The 20,590-nt window shown below is 64.2% G+C and carries 20 protein-coding genes; 19 read left to right on the top strand and 1 reads right to left on the bottom strand.

Annotated elements, in window-relative coordinates; genetic code table 11:
• The first annotated feature begins 1 nt into the window (after position 1).
• From AB4Z51_RS19565 to AB4Z51_RS19540, 6 genes are all read left to right on the top strand, one after another.
• Complete coding sequence (locus tag AB4Z51_RS19565; RefSeq protein ID WP_085399411.1) at positions 2-1,078, top strand: aldose epimerase family protein; 1,077 nt, start codon at positions 2-4, stop codon at positions 1,076-1,078.
• Positions 1,078-1,956, top strand: coding sequence for an SMP-30/gluconolactonase/LRE family protein (locus AB4Z51_RS19560; protein ID WP_085399412.1), 879 nt, complete (start codon positions 1,078-1,080; stop codon positions 1,954-1,956). The genes AB4Z51_RS19565 and AB4Z51_RS19560 overlap by 1 nt, the downstream gene beginning before the upstream one ends.
• Before the next feature lie 73 nt (positions 1,957-2,029).
• Complete coding sequence (gene chvE / locus AB4Z51_RS19555; RefSeq protein ID WP_063984479.1) at positions 2,030-3,103, top strand: multiple monosaccharide ABC transporter substrate-binding protein; 1,074 nt, start codon at positions 2,030-2,032, stop codon at positions 3,101-3,103.
• Between the two features lie 101 nt (positions 3,104-3,204).
• Positions 3,205-4,782, top strand: coding sequence for a multiple monosaccharide ABC transporter ATP-binding protein (gene mmsA, locus AB4Z51_RS19550; RefSeq protein WP_085399413.1), 1,578 nt, complete (start codon positions 3,205-3,207; stop codon positions 4,780-4,782).
• Positions 4,779-5,969, top strand: coding sequence for a multiple monosaccharide ABC transporter permease (gene mmsB, locus AB4Z51_RS19545; protein WP_085399414.1), 1,191 nt, complete (start codon positions 4,779-4,781; stop codon positions 5,967-5,969). The genes mmsA and mmsB overlap by 4 nt, the downstream gene beginning before the upstream one ends.
• Positions 5,970-6,441: 472 nt before the next feature.
• Positions 6,442-7,647 carry a sensor histidine kinase gene (locus tag AB4Z51_RS19540; protein WP_085399415.1) on the top strand — a complete coding sequence of 402 codons (1,206 nt, stop codon included), beginning with the start codon at positions 6,442-6,444 and terminating at the stop codon, positions 7,645-7,647.
• 29 nt (positions 7,648-7,676) lie between these two features.
• Here the strand turns inward: AB4Z51_RS19540 and AB4Z51_RS19535 are convergent, their stop codons facing one another.
• Positions 7,677-7,832, bottom strand: a complete 156-nt coding sequence (locus tag AB4Z51_RS19535; protein ID WP_085965373.1) for a hypothetical protein — start codon at positions 7,830-7,832, stop codon at positions 7,677-7,679.
• A 172-nt stretch (positions 7,833-8,004) separates the two neighbouring features.
• Between AB4Z51_RS19535 and AB4Z51_RS19530 the strand changes: the two genes are divergently transcribed.
• The 13 genes from AB4Z51_RS19530 (at position 8,005) to AB4Z51_RS19470 (ending at position 20,556) form a co-directional block, all read left to right on the top strand.
• Entirely contained in the window at positions 8,005-8,580 is a 576-nt protein-coding gene (locus AB4Z51_RS19530; RefSeq protein ID WP_135214996.1) for a cytochrome c oxidase subunit 3 family protein, read from the top strand.
• Positions 8,581-8,582: 2 nt separating this feature from the next.
• Complete coding sequence (locus tag AB4Z51_RS19525; protein WP_085399417.1) at positions 8,583-8,843, top strand: cytochrome C oxidase subunit IV family protein; 261 nt, start codon at positions 8,583-8,585, stop codon at positions 8,841-8,843.
• 110 nt (positions 8,844-8,953) lie between these two features.
• Positions 8,954-9,406, top strand: a complete 453-nt coding sequence (locus tag AB4Z51_RS19520; protein ID WP_085399418.1) for a c-type cytochrome — start codon at positions 8,954-8,956, stop codon at positions 9,404-9,406.
• A 67-nt stretch (positions 9,407-9,473) separates the two neighbouring features.
• Positions 9,474-10,820 carry a cbb3-type cytochrome c oxidase subunit I gene (locus AB4Z51_RS19515; protein WP_085399419.1) on the top strand — a complete coding sequence of 449 codons (1,347 nt, stop codon included), beginning with the start codon at positions 9,474-9,476 and terminating at the stop codon, positions 10,818-10,820.
• A gap of 59 nt (positions 10,821-10,879) precedes the next feature.
• Positions 10,880-11,692 (top strand): CbbQ/NirQ/NorQ/GpvN family protein, encoded by an 813-nt coding sequence (locus tag AB4Z51_RS19510; RefSeq protein WP_085399420.1) that lies wholly within the window; start codon positions 10,880-10,882, stop codon positions 11,690-11,692.
• Positions 11,693-11,702: 10 nt separating this feature from the next.
• Positions 11,703-13,622: a nitric oxide reductase activation protein NorD gene (locus AB4Z51_RS19505; RefSeq protein ID WP_354112457.1), complete on the top strand. Its 1,920-nt coding sequence runs from the start codon at positions 11,703-11,705 to the stop codon at positions 13,620-13,622.
• 74 nt (positions 13,623-13,696) lie between these two features.
• Positions 13,697-14,359, top strand: a complete 663-nt coding sequence (locus AB4Z51_RS19500) for an HAD family hydrolase (RefSeq protein ID WP_085399422.1) — start codon at positions 13,697-13,699, stop codon at positions 14,357-14,359.
• 6 nt (positions 14,360-14,365) lie between these two features.
• Positions 14,366-15,316 carry a sugar-binding transcriptional regulator gene (locus AB4Z51_RS19495; RefSeq protein WP_441497797.1) on the top strand — a complete coding sequence of 317 codons (951 nt, stop codon included), beginning with the start codon at positions 14,366-14,368 and terminating at the stop codon, positions 15,314-15,316.
• A gap of 347 nt (positions 15,317-15,663) precedes the next feature.
• Positions 15,664-16,917 carry an ABC transporter substrate-binding protein gene (locus AB4Z51_RS19490; protein ID WP_441254555.1) on the top strand — a complete coding sequence of 418 codons (1,254 nt, stop codon included), beginning with the start codon at positions 15,664-15,666 and terminating at the stop codon, positions 16,915-16,917.
• A gap of 95 nt (positions 16,918-17,012) precedes the next feature.
• Positions 17,013-17,885, top strand: a complete 873-nt coding sequence (locus AB4Z51_RS19485) for a carbohydrate ABC transporter permease (protein WP_085399441.1) — start codon at positions 17,013-17,015, stop codon at positions 17,883-17,885.
• Between the two features lie 3 nt (positions 17,886-17,888).
• Positions 17,889-18,719, top strand: coding sequence for a carbohydrate ABC transporter permease (locus AB4Z51_RS19480; protein WP_085399425.1), 831 nt, complete (start codon positions 17,889-17,891; stop codon positions 18,717-18,719).
• Between the two features lie 15 nt (positions 18,720-18,734).
• Positions 18,735-19,742 carry an ABC transporter ATP-binding protein gene (locus tag AB4Z51_RS19475; RefSeq protein ID WP_085399426.1) on the top strand — a complete coding sequence of 336 codons (1,008 nt, stop codon included), beginning with the start codon at positions 18,735-18,737 and terminating at the stop codon, positions 19,740-19,742.
• 40 nt (positions 19,743-19,782) lie between these two features.
• Positions 19,783-20,556, top strand: a complete 774-nt coding sequence (locus tag AB4Z51_RS19470) for an SDR family NAD(P)-dependent oxidoreductase (RefSeq protein WP_085399427.1) — start codon at positions 19,783-19,785, stop codon at positions 20,554-20,556.
• Positions 20,557-20,590: the final 34 nt, after the last annotated feature.

The raw sequence follows: 20,590 nt of genomic DNA, 5'->3' as shown, positions 1-20,590 counted from the left end.
CATGGCTGGCTCAAGAATAACAAAAGACATCTTCGGAACGCTGCCGGACGGCCGCAACGTCGAGCGCATCGTGCTGCGCGGGGAGGGCGGGTTCGAAGCCCGCATCATCACCCATGGCGCGGTGATCCAGGCGCTCATCGCACCGGACGCCAAAGGCGGTTACGACGACGTCGTGCTCGGCCATGACGCGTTCGCCGGTTATCGCGCCGAACGAAAGTTCTTCGGTGCCACCGTCGGCCGCTACGCCAACCGCATTGCCAACGGACGATTTTCGCTGGACGGCGAAACGGTGCAGCTTCCGGTCAACAACGGTCCGAATGCGCTGCATGGTGGCCTCGACGGGTTCGATCGCAAGCTCTGGGAGATCGCCGCCATCGACGACGGCGCGGAGCCGGGCGTCACGCTCACCTATTCGAGCCCGCATGGCGAAGAAAACTATCCCGGCCGGCTCGACGTGCGCCTGACCTATCGCGTCACCGGCCCGGCCGAGCTGTCGTTGACGATGGAGGCGCGAACCGACCGGCCGACCATCGTCAACCTGACCAATCACAGCTTCTTCAATCTGGAAGGCGCGACCTCAGGCACGCCCATTATCGACCACAAGCTGACGGTCGCCGCCGAGCATTTCCTTGCCATCGATCCCACCGCCATTCCGTTGGCTGAGCCGCCGCGCGCGGTGGCCGGAACGCCGTTCGACTTCCGCGACGGCGAAGCCGTCGGCGCGCGCATCCGCGAGAGCGATCAGCAATTGCGGAACGGCAAGGGCTACGACCATACCTACTGTCTCGGGCGCGATGGCAAGCTTGCTTTCGCGGCCCGGCTGGAGGCGCCGCGTTCAGGGCGCATCATGGAGCTCCTGACCAATCAGCCCGGCCTTCAGGTCTATTCCGGCAACTATCTCGACGGCACGATTTCGGGCAAGGGCGGCAAGCTCATCCGGCAGTCGGATGCCATGTGTCTCGAGCCGCACATCTGGCCGGATGCGCCGAACCGGCCGGATTTCCCGAGCCCGCGCCTCAATCCCGGCGAGGTCTACCGTCATCACACGGTCTATCGCTTTGGAGTGAGGACGCCATGATGGAAGAGGTGCCGACCTCGGTTCTCTCGGACGATCCGTGCCACCTCGGCGAGGGGCCGACCTATGATTTGAGCACCGACACGGCCTGGTGGTTCGATATCCGCGAGGAGCGGCTGTTCGAGGCGAATCTCGGCAGCGGCAGCATTCGCGTCCACGCTCTCGGCCGGATGGCGAGCGGTCTCGGGCGCATCGACGCCGAGCGCCAGTTGATCGTCGCCGAAGACGGCCTCTACATCCGCAAGCTCGCCGACGGCGCGTTGACGCTGGTCTGTCCGCTTGAAGCCGACAATCCCGCGACGCGCTCCAACGATGCCCGTGTGCATCAGTCCGGCACGTTCTGGATCGGCACCATGGGCCGCAATGCGGAGGCAGGAGCGGGCGCGATCTACGCGTTCCATCGCGGCAAGATATCGATGCTGTTCCCCCGCATCACCATTCCCAATTCGATCTGCTTTTCACCGGACGGTGCGACCGGCTACTTCGCCGACACCGCGCGCGCCGTGCTCTACGCCGTTCCGCTTGATCCGGCGACCGGCTTGCCGCGAGGCGAGCCGGACGTTCTGTTGCGCCACACCGGCATCGGGGGGCTCGACGGCTCGGTGTGCGACGCCGACGGGCGGATCTGGAACGCCTGCTGGGGTGCGGGCCGGATCGATGTCTACTCTCCGCAAGGCGAGCGCCTGCGCTCGCTGCGCGTGCCGGCAAGGCAATCGAGCTGCCCGGCCTTCGTCGGCCCTGATCTGTCACGCCTCCTCGTCACCTCGGCCTGGCAGGATATGGACGCGGCGGCGCGCGCTGCCGATCCGCAAGCCGGCTGTACTTTCCTGTTGCAGGCATCTGCGCGTGGCCGCGCGGAGCCTGACGTCAAGCTCGCATAGGAGGCTCGAAGCCGCACACGACCAACGTTCTCGACGAAACGAAGAAACAGTCTGACACCCAAGGGAGTAAAACATGCTGAAACTGAAGACGACATTCCTCGCGCTGGCGCTGGCCGGCGCAGCGACGATGGCCTCAGGCGTCACTGCCTCCGCCCAGGACAAGGCGACGGTTGGCATTGCCATGCCGACCAAATCGTCGGCGCGCTGGATCGACGACGGCAACAACATGGTCAAGGTGCTGAAGGAGCGCGGCTACAACACCGACTTGCAATATGCCGAGGACGACATCCCGAACCAGCTCTCGCAGGTCGAGAACATGGTGACCAAGGGTGCGAAAGCGCTGGTGATCGCGGCGATCGACGGCACCACGCTGTCCGACGTGCTCAAGCAGGCGAAAGCAAAAGGCATCACCGTGATCGCCTATGATCGCCTGATCCGCGGCACGCCGAACGTCGACTATTACGCGACCTTCGACAATTTCCAGGTCGGCGTGCTGCAGGCGGAGTCGCTTGTGCAGGGGCTCGGCCTCAAGGACGGCAAGGGCCCGTTCAACATCGAGCTGTTCGGCGGCTCGCCCGACGACAACAACGCCTACTTCTTCTACAACGGCGCGATGAGCGTGCTGAAGCCGTACATCGACAGCGGCAAGCTCGTCGTCGTCTCCGGCCAGATGGGCATGGACAAGGTCGCGACGCTCCGCTGGGACGGCGCCACCGCACAGGCGCGCATGGACAATCTGCTCAGCGCCTACTACGGCAACAAGAAGGTCAACGCGGTGCTGTCGCCCTATGACGGCCTCTCGATCGGCATCATCTCATCGCTGAAGGGCGTGGGCTATGGCAGCGCCGGCCAGCCGATGCCTGTTATCTCGGGTCAGGATGCCGAGGTGCCCTCGATCAAGGCGATGCTGCGCGGCGATCAGTACTCGACCATCTTCAAGGACACCCGCGACCTCGCCAAGGTGACCGCCGACATGGTCGACGCCGCACTCGCCGGCAAGCAGGTCACCGTCAACGACACCAAGACCTACGAGAACGGCGCCAAGACGGTGCCGTCCTATCTCTTGAAGCCGGTCGTGGTCTACAAGGACAATTGGGAGAAGACTCTGGTCGACAGCGGCTACTACAAGAAGTCGCAGTTCCAGTAAGCTTCTTTCTTTCCCCTCTCCCCGCTTGCGGGGAGAGCCTCTTCTCCCTCTCCCCGCAAGCGGGGAGAGGTGAACTAGCAGCGATCGAGGGATGTGAAATCATGACCGCCATGCTGGAGATGCGCAACGTCAGCAAGAGCTTTTCAGGCGTGCAGGCTCTGCGTGACGTGAACTTCTCGGTCGAGGCCGGGCAGATCCACGCGCTTGTCGGCGAGAACGGTGCCGGCAAATCCACACTGATGAAAGTGCTCAGCGGCGTCTACCCGGCCGGCAGCTACGAGGGTACCATCGTTTTCGAGGGTGAGGAGCGCCGCTTCCGCGACATCAACGATTCTGAGGCGCTCGGCATCATCATCATCCACCAGGAGTTGGCGCTGATCCCGCTGATGTCGATCGCGGAGAACATCTTCCTGTCGCATCCGCCGTCAAAATTCGGCGTCATCGATCGCGACGAGGTCTACCGGCGCACGCGCGAGCTGCTGGCGCAGGTCGGCCTGAAGGAATCGCCGGATACGCTGATCACCGACCTCGGCGTCGGCAAGCAGCAGCTGGTAGAGATCGCGAAGGCGCTGTCCAAGCGGGTGCGGATGCTGATCCTGGACGAGCCGACCGCGAGCCTCAACGAGGCCGACAGCGCCGCGCTGCTCGAACGCCTGATGGCTTTCCGCGAGCAGGGCATCGGCTCGATCCTGATCTCGCACAAGCTTAACGAGGTGGCCAAGGTCGCCGACCACATCACCGTGCTGCGCGACGGCCGCACCGTCGACAGCATCGACTGCCGCAGCGAGCCGATCCAGGAAGACCGCATCATCCGCAGCATGGTCAACCGCGATCTCGCCCATCGCTTTCCCGAGCGCAGCGCGAAAATCGGCGGGCCTGTCCTGACCGTCGAGAACTGGTCGGTCTATCACCCCATTCATCCCGAGCGGCAGGTGATCAAGAACGTCAATTTCGGCGTGAAGCGCGGCGAGGTCGTCGGCATTGCCGGGCTGATGGGCGCCGGTCGCACCGAGTTTGCCATGAGCCTGTTCGGCCGCTCCTGGGGCACCACTATCAGCGGCCGCATCAAGCTCGAGGGCCATGAGATCGTGCTGCCGAGCGTTGCGGCCGCGATCGACGCCGGCCTTGCCTATGTCACCGAGGACCGGAAGCAGCTCGGCTTGATCCTGGCAGATGACGTCCGCAAGAACATCACGCTCGCCAGCCTCGACCAGGTCGCACCCGGCCGGGTGATCGACGACATCGCCGAGCTGAAGGTTGCCAGCGACTACCGGAGCCGCATGCGCATCCGCTGCTCCGACGTGTACCAGGAGACCGGCCAGCTCTCCGGCGGCAACCAGCAGAAAGTGGTGCTGTCGAAATGGCTGATGACCGATCCCAAGGTCCTGATCCTGGACGAGCCGACACGGGGCATCGACGTCGGTGCCAAATACGAGATTTACTGTATCATCAACGAGCTTGCGGAGGCCGGGCGCGGCGTCGTGGTGATCTCCTCGGAGATGCCCGAGCTGCTCGGCATCTGCGACCGCATCTGCGTCATGAACGACGGCGCCTTCGTCGGGGAATTCAAGGGCGCAGAGGCGACGCAGGAGAAGATCATGCGCGCCATCATGCGCAACGAACGAAGCAACGGAAACAGCGTGCCTGAGGCCGCGGAGATGGGAGGATCGCAGCCATGACCGACAAGACGGTGTCGCTGCCCGAGGAGCGCCGGCACGGCAGCTTCATCAAGAACAATTTGCGCAATTACGGCATGCTGATGTCGCTGATCGCGATCATGCTGTTCTTCCAGGTCATGACCGGCGGCACGCTGCTCCAGCCGCTCAACCTGACCAATCTGGTGCTCCAGAACAGCTACATCGTCATCATGGCGCTCGGCATGCTGCTCGTGATCGTCACCGGCCATATCGACCTCTCGGTGGGGTCGGTCGCGGGCTTCGTCGGCGCGGTCGCCGCTCTGCTGATGGTGACGTACAAGGTCGACTATACACTCGCCTTCATCGCCTGCCTCGTGGTCGGCGCTGCGATCGGCGCGGCGCAGGGCTATTGGGTCGCCTATTTCAAGATACCGTCTTTCATCGTGACCCTGGCCGGCATGCTCGTATTCAAGGGACTTGCGCTCGCGGTGTTGCAGGGGCAGTCGCTCGGGCCGTTTCCGCCGACCTTCCAGAAATTGTCGTCGGGCTTCATTCCGGAGTTCCTGCCCGAAGCGGGCACGCTGCATCCGACCTCGATGCTGATCGGCGCGGTGCTGGCGCTGGGGCTGGTCTATGCCAGCGCCAAGAGCCGCGCGCGGGAGCAGTCGCACGGCATCGAGGTCGAGCCTTACGCGTTCTTCCTTGGCAAGAGCGTGGTGCTGGCCTGCGCCGTGCTCTACTTCACCTACCTGATCGCGACCTATCGCGGCTTGCCGAACGTGCTGGTGATCATGAGCGCCTTGATCGCGCTCTACGGCTTCGTCACACGCCGCACCGTGATCGGCCGGCAGATCTATGCCGTCGGCGGCAACGCCAAGGCGGCAAGCCTGTCGGGCATCAAGACCGAGCGGCTGACCTTCCTCACCTTCGTCAACATGGGCGTGCTCGCAGCCCTTGCCGGCCTCGTCTTTGCCGCGCGTCTCAACACCGCGACGCCGAAAGCGGGCCTCGGCTTCGAGCTCGACGTCATCGCCGCCTGCTTCATCGGCGGCGCCTCGGCCTATGGTGGCGTCGGGCGCGTCGGCGGCGCCGTGGTCGGTGCCATGATCATGGGCGTGATGAACAACGGCATGTCCATCCTCGGCATCGGCATCGACTATCAGCAGGTCATCAAGGGCCTGGTGCTGCTCGGGGCCGTGTGCATCGACGTGTATAACCAGCGGCGGTAGGCGCAAAATCACGTCGCGGGGGAGGCTCTGGCGCCGCCCCGCCAGGCGACTACCATTTTCGTCAATTTCGATCACGGCATCGCGACCGGAACCGATGCCTCGCGATGACCATGATTTGGGGACTAGATCCGGGGGGTGCCGAGCAGGGCACGGGCAGGGCAGCACCAGTGGCGGCTCATATCCACGAGATGACAGACGATGAATTTGAGGGCCGGCTTCGCATCCTCTTGCGCATCGTTTCCGTCTGCACCCTCGGGCTAGGCTCCTTTGCTGCAGGTTTATTGATCGGGGCCTTTGTTCTGTTTTGAACGAGGCGATTCACGCCAGAGCCTCGGAACGAGAGGCGCCGGCGCGTCTTCTTGATCTAGATCAACCGATCGCCAATTCCGTGCTAATCTCATGTGGTCGACGCAAGGGACCACGGGGAACCTGAGTGACGAGTACAGTGAGGTCATCGCCGGCTTCGGAAGTGATGCTGGTCTCGACTTTGCCGGCGTTGCAGCTGATCTACGACACCGCCCCGATCGGGTTGGCCTGTCTGTCGCCGGACTGCCGCTATTTGCTGATCAACCAGCGTCTGACCGAGATCTGCGGCATATCCATCGAAGGCCATCTTGGACATACGGTCAGGGACTGCGTGCCGGCCCTGGCGGGTTCCGTCGAGCAGATTGTGCGCTCGATCGTCGCGACGGGCGAGCCCGTGATCGGTATCGAGGTGGCGGGGCAACGGGCTGATCAGGTCGAGGAGCGTTCCTGGGTTACTTATTGGCACCCGCTGCGAATGCCGGACGGCGAGATTGTCGCGGTCAACGTGGCAGCGGAGGAGATCACCGAACGCAAGCGCGCCGAGCGGGAGATTCGCAGCGCCAGGGACGCCGCTGAGACCGCGCTTCGCCATCTGCGCGATATCCAGGACACCTTGATCGAGGCGGAAAAGCTGGCGGCGCTCGGGCGCATGGTTGCCGGTGTCGCGCACGAGATCAACACGCCGCTCGGCAGCAGTCTGACGGTGGCATCGACGCTCCAGCGCAAGGCGGAGCAGTTCGCGGCGGAGGTCGCGCGGGGTAATCTCAAGCGCTCGACACTGACAGGGTTTCTGGAACTGGTCAGCGATGCGTCGGCGCAGCTGGTCACGAATCTCGGTCGCGCCGCCGAGCGGGTGCAATCCTTCAAGCAGGTGGCGGCTGACCAGACCGAGTCACTTCGGCGCAGCTTCGACGCAGGCGAGCTGACCGGCCAGGTTCTGTCGCAGTTCGAGCGGCAGTTACGGGTGCGCGACATCGCGTTCAGCCTCCACTGCGAAACGAATCTCGCCATGGACAGCTATCCCGGGCCTTTCGGCCAAGTGCTCACCAACCTCGCAGTCAATGCGATGACGCACGCGTTCTCCGATGGTGAGACCGGGACGATCAACGTCTCGCTCCGTGCGGTCAATGATGACCACGTTGAGCTGCTGTTTGCTGATGACGGCTGCGGCATGGCTCCCGATGTGGAACGGCGGGCCTTCGACCCGTTCTTCACCACGCGCCGACACGACGGCGCCAGCGGACTCGGTCTGCATATCGTGCACAGCATCGTCGTCGACCGGCTGGGTGGGCAGCTCCGGCTCGAGAGCCTGCCCGGCGCGGGGACGCGGTTTCAGCTCATCCTGCCGAGAATAGCGCCCGACCGGCGATAGCTGATCGTCTCCTCATCGGTAGTGCCCGGCTACTGCGTCGTGAACAGCACCGTCGCGATCGCGACGGAGAGGCTCACCGCCGATACCGTCGCCACCGTCGACAGCACGCCCATGCGCCGGAGCGCGATGGCGAAGGCGATGATGATGGGTGTCGCGGTCATTAGCCCGATCTGTGCATCGCTCATGTCATTGCTCACCGCTCTTTGCGAACCCTGAGTCTGTTCGTACCGCGCTCCGGCGAGCGAGACGTTGCGTCGGCGCAAACATCTCGGCCGGTGGCCCCCCAGTTTGTCCTGCGACAAATTCCGAACTGGACGGTTGAGCTAGGTCTGGCCGGTGTCCTGATCCGGAAAGACGATGTCTGCGGCCGATTGCGAACAACAGGGAACCGGCTGGGGAATCTTGGAAGATCTCCCCGGCGATCCCATGATCTGGGTGCTGATCTTCAGCGAGCTCGTCGCCTTCGGCCTGTTCCTCGGCGCCTTCGTCGTTGCCCGGGCGATCCATCCCGTTGTGTTCGCGGCGGGGCAGGCGGCGCTCAACGCGAATCTCGCCGGCCTCAACACAATCGTGCTGGTGACCAGCGGCTGGGCCGCGGCGAGGGCGACCAGATCTGCGCGCGCCAATGAAAAGCAGGCCTCGCGCCGCTGGCTACTGATTGCCATGGCGCTCGGCGGCCTCTTCATCGCGATCAAGCTGACCGAATATGCCGAAGAGATCGGTCGCGGGATCGGCCTGGAGACCAGCCCGTTCTTCACGCTCTACTTCCTCCTGACCGGCTTCCATCTCCTGCATGTTGGCCTCGGCATCATCATCCTTGCCGTGGTCTGCCGCCGCGCCGAGATCTCGGGCGTCGAGACCGGCGCCGCCTTCTGGCACATGGTCGATCTGGTCTGGATCGTCATGTTCCCGATCCTCTATCTGGTGCGCTGATCATGCCCGGCCGTCTCGACATCACCTGGCTCGTGCTGATCGGCCTCGCGCTCGCGACGATCCTGCTTCCGCCACTGATGCCGCGTCCGCTGCTCGCCAATGCACTTCTCCTGGTCCTTGCCGCCATCAAGGGCCGCCGAATCGCGCTCGATTTCATGGACCTTCGGGCGGTGCCGGCGCTCTGGCGCGGCCTCGTCAGCGCATGGATCTTCATCGTCGTGCTGTTCGCCTGGCTCGCCTCCGCCGTCGTCGCATTGATCTGACGCCGCCAACGCAGCGCTCATTGCGCCCGAACAAAGACCCGTCGGCACGGATCGGCAAGATACAGCATCACTGCTCCTCATTACTGGACTCACAACGGAAAGGACTGGCAATGGCTGAACGCCTGACCAAGTCGGCGGCGCGAAACGTCTTCTACGGCGGCTCGGCTTTCTTCTTCGCCATCTTCATCGGGCTGACGGCGCACAGCCACTACTATATGGCGACGACCTCGACGGACGCGACGACGCTGACATCGTCGGTCGCGCGCGGCAAGCATGTCTGGGAGAAGAACTCCTGCATCAATTGCCACACCTTGCTGGGCGAGGGCGCGTATTTCGCCCCTGAAGTCGGCAATGTCTGGGATCGCTGGGGCGGCAATGAGGATCCGGCCGCGGCGCGCGAGACACTGAAGGCCTGGATGCAGTCACAGCCCTCGGGCGCGGAGGGCCGGCGCCAGATGCCGCAGTTCAATCTCACCGACCAGGAGCTCAACGATCTCGCCGACTTCCTGCAATGGACCAGCAAGATCAAGCGCCAGGAGTGGCCGCCGAACAAGGCCGGCTGACGCCTTCCTCTTTCAGGGCCTTGCCTCCTTCAAGGCCTTGCCTCTTTCAAGACAGAGAGAACCCGAAATGAAATATCAGACCCAGAAAGTCGCGATGCTGTATTTCTACGGCGCGCTGACCCTGTTCCTGGCGCAGGTCCTGTTCGGCCTCCTCGCCGGGACCATCTACGTTCTGCCCAACACGCTGTCGGTGCTGCTGCCGTTCAACATCGTAAGGATGATCCACACCAACGCGCTGATCGTGTGGTCGCTGATCGGCTTCATGGGCGCGACCTACTTCCTGTTACCGGAGGAAACCGAGACCGAGCTGTACAGCCCGCTGCTCGCAAAGATCCAGTTCTGGATGTTTTTTGGCGCGGCGGGGGTGGCCGTGGTCGGCTATCTCTTCCATTACCATGAGGGCCGCGAATTCCTCGAGCAGCCCTTCATAATCAAGGTCGGCATCGTGGTCGTCTGCCTGATGTTCCTGTTCAACGTGACGATGACGGCGCTGAAGGGGCGCAAGACCACGGTCACCAACATCCTGCTGTTCGGTTTGTGGGGCGTCGCGATCTTCTTCCTGTTCGCCTTCTACAATCCCGCCAATCTCGCGGTCGACAAGATGTACTGGTGGTATGTCGTTCATCTCTGGGTCGAGGGCGTCTGGGAGCTGATCATGGCGTCCGTGCTCGCCTATCTGATGATCAAGCTCAACGGCATCGACCGCGAGGTGGTCGAGAAGTGGCTCTACGTCATCATCGGCCTTGCGCTGTTCTCAGGGATTCTCGGCACCGGCCACCACTTCTACTGGATCGGCGCGCCCGGTTACTGGCAGTGGATCGGCTCGCTGTTCTCCACGCTCGAGGTCGCACCCTTCTTCACCATGGTGATCTTCACGGTGCAAATGACCTGGAAGGCCGGCCGCAAGCATCCGAACCGCGCCGCGCTGCTGTGGTCGGTCGGCTGCTCGGTGATGGCGTTCCTCGGCGCCGGCGTCTGGGGCTTCCTGCACACGTTGTCGTCGGTGAACTACTACACCCACGGCACGCAGGTCACCGCCGCACATGGCCATCTCGCCTTCTTCGGCGCCTATGTGATGCTGAACCTGTCGGTGATGGCTTATGCGATCCCGCAAATCAAGGGACGTGCGCCCTATAACCAGTGGCTCAGCATGACCAGCTTCTGGATCATGTGCACGGCGATGATGACCATGACCTTCGCGCTGACCTTTGCCGGCGTGATTCAGGTCCATCTCCAGCGCGTACTTGGCCAGAGTTACATGGACGTGCAGGACCAGCTTGCCTTCTTCTACTGGGTGCGGCTCGGCTCCGGCGTGTTCGTCGCGATCTCAGCATTGATGTTCGTCTGGGCGGTGCTGGTGCCCGGCCGCGAGAAGCAGGCGACTATCCCAGGCGCCCTGCAACCGGCCGAATAAACACAAGGCGGCCGCGCAAGTCGCGGCCGCCTTTCCCGAATGATTTCCGGAGAAAAACCATGACAGCAGCACTTCACGCCTTGTCGGCACCCGCGCTCGTGCTCCCGGCTTACGTTCCGAGCGGCAACGAATGCGCGCTGTTCGAGCACGCCTGGCGGCATCAGCTCCCGGTCTTGTTGAAGGGACCGACCGGCTGCGGCAAAACGCGCTTCGTCGCTCACATGGCGGCGCGGCTGGGATTGCCGCTTCATACCGTCGCCTGCCACGACGATCTCACCGCCGCCGATCTTACCGGCCGCTACCTGCTGAGGGGCGGCGACACCGTATGGACCGACGGTCCGCTGACACGGGCGGTGCGGGAAGGCGGCATCTGCTATCTCGACGAGGTCGTGGAGGCGCGCAAGGACGTCACGGTGGTGCTGCATCCGCTCACCGACGACCGCCGTATCCTGCCGCTGGAGCGGACCTGCGAGGAGCTGGTCGCGCCGAAGAGCTTCATGCTGGTGGTCTCCTACAATCCCGGTTACCAGACGCTGCTGAAGGCGTTGAAGCCGTCGACGCGTCAGCGCTTCGTTGCCATCGAGTTCGGCTTCCTGCCGCCGGAGCAGGAGATCGCGGTGGTGGCGGCCGAGAGCGGGCTCGCGCCCGACTATGTGCGGCCGCTGGTCCTGCTGGCCGGCCGGCTGCGCGCGCTGAAGGGGCACGACCTGGAGGAGGGCGTTTCGACCCGTCTCGTGGTCTATTGCGCCACCCTGATTGCGGCCGGAGCCTCAATTACGGATGCGGTGCTGGCCGGCATGATCGAACCGCTCACCGATGATGCAGACGTCAAGGCGGCGCTGCTCTACGTCGCACGCGCCGTGATCTCCTGAGGGTGATGCGATGCTCGATTTCCTCGAGCTTGAAGAAACCGTCGGCCGCGCCTGGCATCGCCTGGTCGGCGGCACCGCGAGCTATCCGGTCCATGCCGAACACGCGGTATCGCTCGCGGAGGTGCGCGGCCGGATCGCGATCATGTTCCGCGCGCTTGGCGGGGAGACGGGCGTGCAGATCGCGAGCGCGAGTGCCCGCCGGACTGGGCATCGGCTCGGATGGCGGCAGCGCATCGGGCTTGGCGACGAGCGGCTCGCGCAACCCGGGCGTGATGCCGCGACGATCTTCCTGCCCGACAACATCGCGATCTTCGCCGATCGCGGGCTGAATGCTGCGCTGTACCGGTGGCTGGCCGCGTGGTTTGCCTTTGCACCGGTCGAAGTGATCGCGGAGGCCGATCCGCTGCGGCGCGATCTGCTGACGCTGCGCCGGACCAGCGAAGTCGCGGTGCTTGTGCTGACGGAATGTCCCGGCCTTGCCGAGGACTACGCCCGGCTGGCCGCGGCCACGGCCATGGCGCGGCCGCACCGGCCATTGCCGCGCATCGAGCAGGACATGGAGCAGATCGTGCTTACTCTGCTCGGCGCCGATACGCCGCCGGTGGGAAAGCTGTGGCCGGCGATGATGGGGACGGGGCCACTGCCGGACAAGGCGCCGCCGGGTTACCGTTCGATCCTGCCATGCCCGCTCTGGGGCGATTGCTGGACGCGCGAGCTGTCGCCCGCACATGAAGGCGACGACGATTGGGCGTCGACCGCTGCGCCAGCGCCATCAGACGATCGCAAGCGTTTCGCCGTCCGCGAGCGCGAGGACGGTACCAATCGCCGCGATCCTTTCGTACTCAATCGCTTTGAAAAGATTCTCGCGATGGCCGAGATGATCAATGTCGACCGCCCGGCTGACGACAGTGAGGACGAGGACGCGCGGAAGGCAGCCGACGACCTCGAGGAGATCACGCTCAGCCGCCGTAGCGGCAAGCCGGCGAGCCGGCTCAAATTCGATCTCGACCTGCCGCCGGAAGCCCTCGATGTATCGCGATTGAACGCGGACCTGAGCTATCCCGAATGGGATTATCGCAGCGGCTCCTATCTGCCCGATCATTGCCGCGTGCTCGCGGGTGCGGCCTCCGAGCTGGGTGAGGGCTGGATGCCCGATGACGCCATGCGTCGGCACATCCGCCAGGTGCGCCGCCGCTTCGAGGTGTTGCGGCCGCGTCATGAATTGATGCGCGCCCAAGCCGATGGGCACGACCTCGACCTTGACGCGCTCGTGCGTGCGCGGTGCGATCTCCGCGCCGGAAGTGGCGGGGGCGGTCTCGATCGCGTCCATGTGGCGATGCGACCGCGAGGGGACGATCTTGCCGTCACGCTGCTTGTGGATGTCTCGCTCTCGACGGATGCCTGGGTCGATGGTTATCGGGTGCTCGACGTCGAGAAGGAGGCGCTGCTGGTGCTTGCGCACGGCCTGTCGGCCTGCGGCGATCACCACAGCATCCTCACCTTCACCTCGCGCCGGCGTTCCTGGGTGCGGCTCGAAACGGTCAAGGCCTTCGGCGAGCCGATGAGTGGCGCGATCGAGCGCCGGATCGGCGCGCTGAAGCCGGGCTATTACACACGGATCGGTGCCGCGGTACGTCACGCCTCGGCCGAGCTGGCGCGCCAGCCGCAGCGCAAGAAGCTACTGCTCGTCCTCACCGACGGCAAGCCGAATGACGTCGATCATTATGAGGGCCGCTTCGCGGTCGAGGACACCCGCAAATCCGTGCAGGAGGCGCGGCGGCTCGGCATCGCGGTCTTCGGCGTGACGGTCGATGCGACGGCGCAATCCTACGTCCCGACGCTGTTCGGCCGCAGCGGCTACGCCATCGTCGGCAACATCCGTCGACTGCCTGCGGCGTTGCCGGCGATCTATCGACAGGTCGCCCATTGACCCCGGAGAATCCGCATATGTCCTCCACCGGGTGAACTATTGCTCAAAGCATGGGTATATGATCGAATGGCCGGATGGACCGAAGCCGGCAAAGGCCCGATCTCGTCATCTTCGACTGCGACGGCGTGCTCGTCGACAGCGAACTCTTGAGCTGCCAGTGCTTGGTAGACGAGCTGTCCGGATTTGGGATTTCGCTGACACTCGCGCAGGCGCTCGAGCTGTTCCTCGGACGAAGCACGAGCGCGGTCACGCAACATTATCGCGAACTCGGCCAGGCGATGCCGGCCGATTTTCCCGTCCGGCTGAAGTCGCGCGTACTGACCGCCTTCGAGAAGGCGCTCCATCCGATTCCCGATGCGGATACCGTCCTGTCCGGACTGCGCGTGCCGAGTTGCGTGGCCTCGTCGAGTGATCTCGACCGCGTCGCGCTGTCGCTGAGGGTGACCGGTCTCGCGCCCCATTTCGGCGACCGGATCTACACGGCGCAGATGGTCACGCACGGCAAGCCCGCGCCGGATCTCTTTCTCCACGCGGCGGAGAAAATGGGCGCGCTCCCTGCGCGCGCACTGGTGATCGAGGACAGCGTCAGTGGCGTGCTGGCCGCGAAGGCTGCCGGCATGACCGTCTGGGGATTTGTCGGCGGCAGCCATTATCGCGGGCGCGACGGCCAGGTTATATTGTCCGGCGCCGGGGCCGATCGGGTCTTCGCGCACATGAGCGAATTCTGGGAGGCATAGGCCGCCATGGCCGTCGAGAACGAAAAGTCCAGGCTCGACGATGCCGCGCGTGCCGGCTGGCTCTATTTCATTGCCGGTCACACCCAGGACGAGATCGCAAAGATGCTCCAGGTCTCGCGGGCCTCCGCGCAGCGGCTGGTCTCGCTGTGCCTCGCCGAGCGTCTCATCACATTCCGTCTCGAACATCCCATCGCCGCCTGCATGGAACTGGGGGCACGCCTGAAGGCGCGCTTCGACCTCAGCCATTGCGAGGTGGTGCCGGCTGACCCTGCCGCGCCGCAGGCCACGGCGGGCATCGCCGAACGCTGCGCCAATCTGCTGGATTCGACGTTGCGGTCGGAAACGCCCGTCATCGTCGCGCTCGGCACGGGGCGGGCGGTGCGCGCCGCGGTCGAGCGCGTGACGCCGATCGACCGGCCCAACCACCAGATCGTCTCGCTGGTCGGCAACATCTCCGCGGACGGTTCGGCGAGCTTCTACGACACTGTCGGCCGGCTCGCCGACCGCACCGGTGCGCGGCACTATCCGATGCCGCTGCCGTTCCTGATGTCGTCGGAAGACGAGCGCAACAAGATGGTGCGGATCGAGCCGATCGCGAAGGTCAAGGCGGTCGCGGCCAAGGCGGACTTGCGCCTCGTCGGTATCGGCCAGATGGACCAGAGAGCGCAAATCCACATCGACGGCTTCGTCACCCGCGACGAACTGTTCGAGATGATGCGGCAGGGGGCGATCGGCGAAATCACCGGCTGGGCATATGATTCCAAGGGCCGCCTGCTCAAGGCCGGTACCAACAAGCGCCTCACCAGCATTCCGCCGGAGGTGCCGGCCAAGACCACGACGATCGGCGCCGCGGTCGGTGCGGCCAAGGTGCCGGCGATCTCGGCCGCGCTGAACGGGCACCTGATCAACGGCCTGATCACGGACGAGGCGACGGCAAGGGCGATTTTGGAGCGGTAGGGCGGGCGCTACAGCCACTTGCGCCAATGTCATCATCCGCGAATGCGGATGATCCAGTACGCCGCGGCCTATCCGGAGCAAAACCAACCCACGACACGGCGTACTGGATGCCCCGCTTTCGCGGGGCATGACAGCGAAGGCGGAGGAAAAGCTCCGGCCCTCCCGCACCGCAGCACTCATAAGTTGCGGGAACGCCCGCGCGCCTGCTTGACAAGCGATGTACCTCGGCCGAACATACGCCCAACGCGTGGGCATATGCTCAGAAGCGCGATCCTAGGGAGGTCACCGTGAAACACGTCCTCGGCGCCGTCTGCGGCGCGTCTTGCCTGTTGCTGGCCGTCCCTGTGATGGCCGAAACGACCCTGACCATCGCCACCGTCAACAATGGCGACATGATCCGAATGCAGGGGCTGACCAGCGAATTCACCAAGAAAAATCCAGACATCACCGTCAAATGGGTGACGCTGGAGGAGAACGTGCTGCGCCAGCGCGTCACCACGGATATCGCCACCAAGGGCGGCCAGTTCGACGTTTTGACCATCGGCACCTATGAGGTGCCGATCTGGGCCAAGAAGGGCTGGCTGGTGCCGCTCGCCAATCTCGGCGCCGATTACGACATCGCCGACCTGCTGCCGAAGATCAGGGACGCGGTCTCCGTCGACGGCAAGCTCTACGCCGCGCCGTTTTATGGCGAGAGCTCGATGGTGATGTATCGCACCGACCTGTTCGAGAAGGCCGGCCTGAAGATGCCGGAAAAGCCGACCTGGGATTTCGTTATCGACGCCGCCAAGAAGCTCACCGACAAGAGCGCCGGCACCTACGGCATCTGTCTCCGCGGCAAGGCCGGGTGGGGCGAGAACATGGCGTTCCTGTCGGCCATGGCCAATTCCTACGGCGCGCGCTGGTTCGACGAGAAGTGGGAGCCGCAGTTCAACACGCCGGAATGGAAGACGACGCTCACGACCTATGTCAATCTGATGAAGGAGGCCGGCCCTCCCGGCGCGAGCTCGAACGGCTTCAACGAGAATCTGGCGCTGTTCAACGCCGGCAAGTGCGCGATGTGGATCGACGCGACAGTGGCGGCGTCCTTCGTCACCAATCCGAAGGAGTCCAAGGTCGCCGACAAGGTCGGCTTTGCGCTGGCGCCGAACACTGGGCTCGGCAAGAACGCCAACTGGCTGTGGGCCTGGAGCCTCGCGATCCCCGCCGGCTCCAAGAAGACGGAAGCCGCCGAAAAGTTCATCGCCTGGGCCACCAGCAAGGATTACACCAAGCTCGTGGCGTCGAAAGACGGCTGGGCCAACGTGCCGCCGGGCACGCGCACCTCGCTCTACCAGAACGAGGACTATCTGAAAGTCGCGCCGTTCGCGAAGCTGACGCTGGCCTCGATTGATGCTGCCGACCCGAACAAGCCCACCGTGAAGCCGGTGCCTTACGTCGGCGTGCAATACGCGGCGATCCCCGAATTCCAGGGCATCGGCACGCAGGTGGGCCAGCAATTCTCCGCCGCGCTCGCGGGATCGATGACGGTCGATGCCGCGCTTGCCGCGGCGCAGTCCGCCACCGAGCGCGAGATGAAGCGCGCCGGCTACATCAAGTGAACCCGAGCTCTCCCTCCTGAGCTCAAACTGGCGGCCATCCACCAGCCAGCCCCGAATGGATGGCCGCCTTCTTCCTCCCAGCGGAGACGCCAAGGATGGCAACCCGGCAGACGCAGTTTCTTGCGCGCTCGCTCCTGACGCCTGCGGTCGGGCTGCTGTTCATCTGGATGATCGTTCCGCTGGCGCTGACGATCTATTTCTCGACCCTGCATTACAGCCTGCTCGATCCCGGCTCCGAGGCGTTCGTCGGGCTGGAGAATTTCCGCTACTTCCTCACCGATCCCGCCTTCCTCGCCTCGCTCCAGAACACGCTGGTGCTGGTCGGCTCGGTGCTGGCGCTGACGATCCTGCTCGGCATCCCCCTGGCGCTGCTGATGGATCAGCCCGTGATTGGCCGCAACATCGTGCGGCTGATGGTGATCGCGCCGTTCTTCGTGATGCCGACCGTGAGCGCGCTGGTCTGGAAGAACCTGTTGATGCACCCGGTCTCCGGCCTGTTCGCCTGGCTCGCCAAGCTGGTCGGATTGACACCGATCGACTGGTTCACCGACGCGCCGCTGTTCGCGGTGATCCTGATCGTCGCCTGGCAATGGCTGCCCTTCGCGACGCTCATTTTGCTGACCGCACTGCAATCGCTCGACGAGGAGCAGAAGGAGGCCGCCGAGATGGACGGCGCCAGCGCGGTCTCCGCCTTCATCTACATCACGCTGCCGCACCTGGCGCGTCCCATCACCGTGGTGATCCTGATCGAGACTATCTTCCTGCTCACGGTGTTCGCGGAGATCTTCGTCACCACCGGTGGCGGACCGGGCCTGCAAACCACCAACATCGCCTTCCTGATCTATTCGCAGGCGCTGATCCAGTTCGACGTCGGCAGCGCCTCCGCAGGCGGCCTCGTTGCGGTCGTGATCGCCAATGTTGTCGCTTTCTTCCTCGTCCGCATCGTCGGCCGCAATCTGGAGGCTTGAAACATGGCGCGGATGGCGACGACGCAGCGGGTGGTGGTCTCGACGATCGGAGCGTGGTTCTTCGGCTTCCTGATCTTCTTCCCGATCCTCTGGATGGTGCTGGCGAGCTTCAAGACCGAGTTAGAGGCCTTCGCCATTCCACCGTCCTTCCTGTTCTTCCACTGGACCACGGAAAACTACGCGACCGTGCAGGAGCGCAGCGATTATTTCCACCACGCGATGAACTCGATCATCATCGCCGGCGGCTCGACCTTGATCGCGCTGCTGATCGCAATCCCCGCGGCCTGGTCGATGGCGTTCGCACCGACCAAGCGCACCAAGGACATCCTGCTCTGGATGCTCTCGACCAAGATGATGCCGCCGGTCGGTGTGCTGGTGCCGATCTATCTCATCTTCAAGACCTTCGGCCTGCTCGATTCCCGCATCGGCCTCGTCTTCATCCTGTGCCTCGGAAATTTGCCGATCGTGATCTGGATGCTCTTCACCTATTTCAAGGAGATCCCGCGCGACATCCTCGAAGCCGCGCGCATGGACGGCGCCACCATCGGCCGCGAGCTCATCTACGTCTTGACGCCAATGGCGATCCCGGGGCTGGCGTCGACCATGCTGCTCAATCTGATCCTGGCCTGGAACGAGGCGTTCTGGACGCTCAACCTGACGACCTCGAACGCCGCGCCGCTCACCACGTTCATCGCCTCCTATTCGAGCCCGGAAGGGCTGTTCTGGGCAAAGCTGTCGGCGGCCTCGACGCTGGCGATCGCGCCCATTCTCGTCCTCGGTTGGTTCAGCCAGAAGCAGCTCGTGCGCGGGCTCACCTTCGGCGCGGTGAAGTAAAGGGGCTGGCGGATCATGGGTCAGATCACACTTCAGGACGTACAGAAATCCTTCGGCCCCGTTCACATCATCAAGGGCGCCGATCTCGAGATCGCGGACGGCTCCTTCGTGGTGTTCGTGGGACCGTCCGGCTGCGGCAAGACCACGCTGCTGCGCCTGATCGCCGGGCTCGAGGACGTGTCTGGCGGCAAGATCCTGATCGACGGCAAGAACGTCGTCGACACGCCGCCCGCCAAGCGCGGGCTGTCGATGGTGTTCCAGTCCTACGCGCTCTATCCGCACATGAGCGTGCGCGGCAATATCGGCTTCGGCCTGAAGATGGCTGGGCTTTCCAAGGACGAGACCAACCGCAAGGTCGAGGCGGCGGCCGCGACACTGAACCTCACGCCCTATCTCGATCGCAAGCCGCGCGAGCTCTCCGGCGGCCAGCGCCAGCGCGTCGCGATCGGACGGGCCATCGTTCGCGAGCCCAAGGCGTTCCTGTTCGACGAGCCGCTGTCCAACTTGGACGCGGCCTTGCGCGTGCAGATGCGGATAGAAGTCACACGGCTCCAGAAGCAGCTTGGTACCACCGCGATCTACGTCACCCACGATCAGGTCGAGGCCATGACCATGGCCGACAAGATCGTCGTGCTCAATGGTGGCAAGATCGAGCAATATGGCTCGCCGCTGGAGCTCTATGAGCGGCCCGCCAATCTCTTCGTCGCCGGCTTCATCGGCTCGCCGAAGATGAACTTCGTCACTGGCGAGCACGCCTTGCAGAAGGGGGCGGCGACGATCGGCGTGCGGCCGGAGCATCTCAAGATCGAGCGCGATGGTGCCGGCGGCTGGCAGGGAACGATCGCGGTCGCCGAGCATCTAGGCAGCGACACCTTCCTTTATGTCGATGCCGGACCGCTCGGCATGCTGACGGCGCGCTACATCGGTGAATTGAGCCTGCATGCCGGCGACCACGTGTCGCTGGTGCCGGATCCCGCGCGCATCCATCGCTTCGACGAGAGCGGCAACGCGCTTCGGGGCTGACAAGAAACGGCAAGAGACGGCAAGAAACGGAAAGACCACCATGTACCTCGAAAAATTCAAGCTGAGCGGCAAGACCGCGTTCATCACCGGCGGCGGGCAAGGCATTGGCCTTGCCTGCGCGGAAGCGCTGGCCGAGGCCGGCGCGAAGGTCATCATCGGCGATCGCGACAGCAAGGTTGCTGACAGCGCGAAGGCAACCCTGAAGGCGAAGGGTTTTGACGTCGAGACGGCGATCATGGATGTCACCGACACGAAGCGCGTGGCGGAGGTCGCGGCCGACCTCGTCGCCCGCCACGGCAAGGTCGACATCCTCGTCAACAATGCCGGCATCGCCCGCAGCGAGACGCCGGCCGAGACCGTCACCGACGAGCACTGGCTCAACGTCATCGACGTCAATCTCAACGGCACCTTCTGGTGCTGCCGCGAATTCGGCAAGCACATGCTGAAGGCCAAGAGCGGCGCCATCGTCAATGTCGGCTCGATGTCGGGCTTCATCGTCAACAAGCCGCAGGAGCAGTGCTTCTACAACGCCTCCAAGGCCGGCGTGCACCATTTGACCAAGTCGCTGGCCGCCGAATGGGGCGCGCGCGGCGTCCGCGTCAACGCGGTGGCGCCGACCTATATCGACACGCCGCTCAATGCTTTCGTGAAAAGCACCCCGAAAATGTATGACGCCTGGATCGGCGGAACCCCGATGGCGCGGATGGGGCAGGTCGAGGAGATCGCCTCCGTCGTGCTGTTCCTGGCCTCGGAGGCCGCGAGCCTGATGACCGGCAGCATCGTGCTGGTGGATGGCGGCTACACTTGCTGGTAGGCTTGCGTCAAAACTGACGAGAGCGACCGGGAGC

Origin of the sequence: Bradyrhizobium sp. 2TAF36, from assembly GCF_052114925.1 — a bacterium.
In the GTDB taxonomy this organism is placed as follows: domain Bacteria; phylum Pseudomonadota; class Alphaproteobacteria; order Rhizobiales; family Xanthobacteraceae; genus Bradyrhizobium; species Bradyrhizobium barranii.
This window is presented reverse-complemented; position numbering and strand designations above follow the sequence as displayed.

Excerpts from the sequence above, each read along its gene's own strand:
- AB4Z51_RS19565 (WP_085399411.1), top strand. The coding sequence starts at position 2 with ATGGCTGGCTCAAGAATAACAAAAGACATCTTCGGAACGCTGCCGGAC.
- AB4Z51_RS19560 (WP_085399412.1), top strand. The coding sequence starts at position 1,078 with ATGGAAGAGGTGCCGACCTCGGTTCTCTCGGACGATCCGTGCCACCTC.
- chvE (WP_063984479.1), top strand. The coding sequence starts at position 2,030 with ATGCTGAAACTGAAGACGACATTCCTCGCGCTGGCGCTGGCCGGCGCA.
- mmsA (WP_085399413.1), top strand. The coding sequence starts at position 3,205 with ATGACCGCCATGCTGGAGATGCGCAACGTCAGCAAGAGCTTTTCAGGC.
- mmsB (WP_085399414.1), top strand. The coding sequence starts at position 4,779 with ATGACCGACAAGACGGTGTCGCTGCCCGAGGAGCGCCGGCACGGCAGC.
- AB4Z51_RS19540 (WP_085399415.1), top strand. The coding sequence starts at position 6,442 with ATGCTGGTCTCGACTTTGCCGGCGTTGCAGCTGATCTACGACACCGCC.
- AB4Z51_RS19535 (WP_085965373.1), bottom strand. The coding sequence starts at position 7,832 with ATGAGCGATGCACAGATCGGGCTAATGACCGCGACACCCATCATCATC.
- AB4Z51_RS19530 (WP_135214996.1), top strand. The coding sequence starts at position 8,005 with ATGTCTGCGGCCGATTGCGAACAACAGGGAACCGGCTGGGGAATCTTG.
- AB4Z51_RS19525 (WP_085399417.1), top strand. The coding sequence starts at position 8,583 with ATGCCCGGCCGTCTCGACATCACCTGGCTCGTGCTGATCGGCCTCGCG.
- AB4Z51_RS19520 (WP_085399418.1), top strand. The coding sequence starts at position 8,954 with ATGGCTGAACGCCTGACCAAGTCGGCGGCGCGAAACGTCTTCTACGGC.
- AB4Z51_RS19515 (WP_085399419.1), top strand. The coding sequence starts at position 9,474 with ATGAAATATCAGACCCAGAAAGTCGCGATGCTGTATTTCTACGGCGCG.
- AB4Z51_RS19510 (WP_085399420.1), top strand. The coding sequence starts at position 10,880 with ATGACAGCAGCACTTCACGCCTTGTCGGCACCCGCGCTCGTGCTCCCG.
- AB4Z51_RS19505 (WP_354112457.1), top strand. The coding sequence starts at position 11,703 with ATGCTCGATTTCCTCGAGCTTGAAGAAACCGTCGGCCGCGCCTGGCAT.
- AB4Z51_RS19500 (WP_085399422.1), top strand. The coding sequence starts at position 13,697 with ATGGACCGAAGCCGGCAAAGGCCCGATCTCGTCATCTTCGACTGCGAC.
- AB4Z51_RS19495 (WP_441497797.1), top strand. The coding sequence starts at position 14,366 with ATGGCCGTCGAGAACGAAAAGTCCAGGCTCGACGATGCCGCGCGTGCC.
- AB4Z51_RS19490 (WP_441254555.1), top strand. The coding sequence starts at position 15,664 with ATGGCCGAAACGACCCTGACCATCGCCACCGTCAACAATGGCGACATG.
- AB4Z51_RS19485 (WP_085399441.1), top strand. The coding sequence starts at position 17,013 with ATGGCAACCCGGCAGACGCAGTTTCTTGCGCGCTCGCTCCTGACGCCT.
- AB4Z51_RS19480 (WP_085399425.1), top strand. The coding sequence starts at position 17,889 with ATGGCGCGGATGGCGACGACGCAGCGGGTGGTGGTCTCGACGATCGGA.
- AB4Z51_RS19475 (WP_085399426.1), top strand. The coding sequence starts at position 18,735 with ATGGGTCAGATCACACTTCAGGACGTACAGAAATCCTTCGGCCCCGTT.
- AB4Z51_RS19470 (WP_085399427.1), top strand. The coding sequence starts at position 19,783 with ATGTACCTCGAAAAATTCAAGCTGAGCGGCAAGACCGCGTTCATCACC.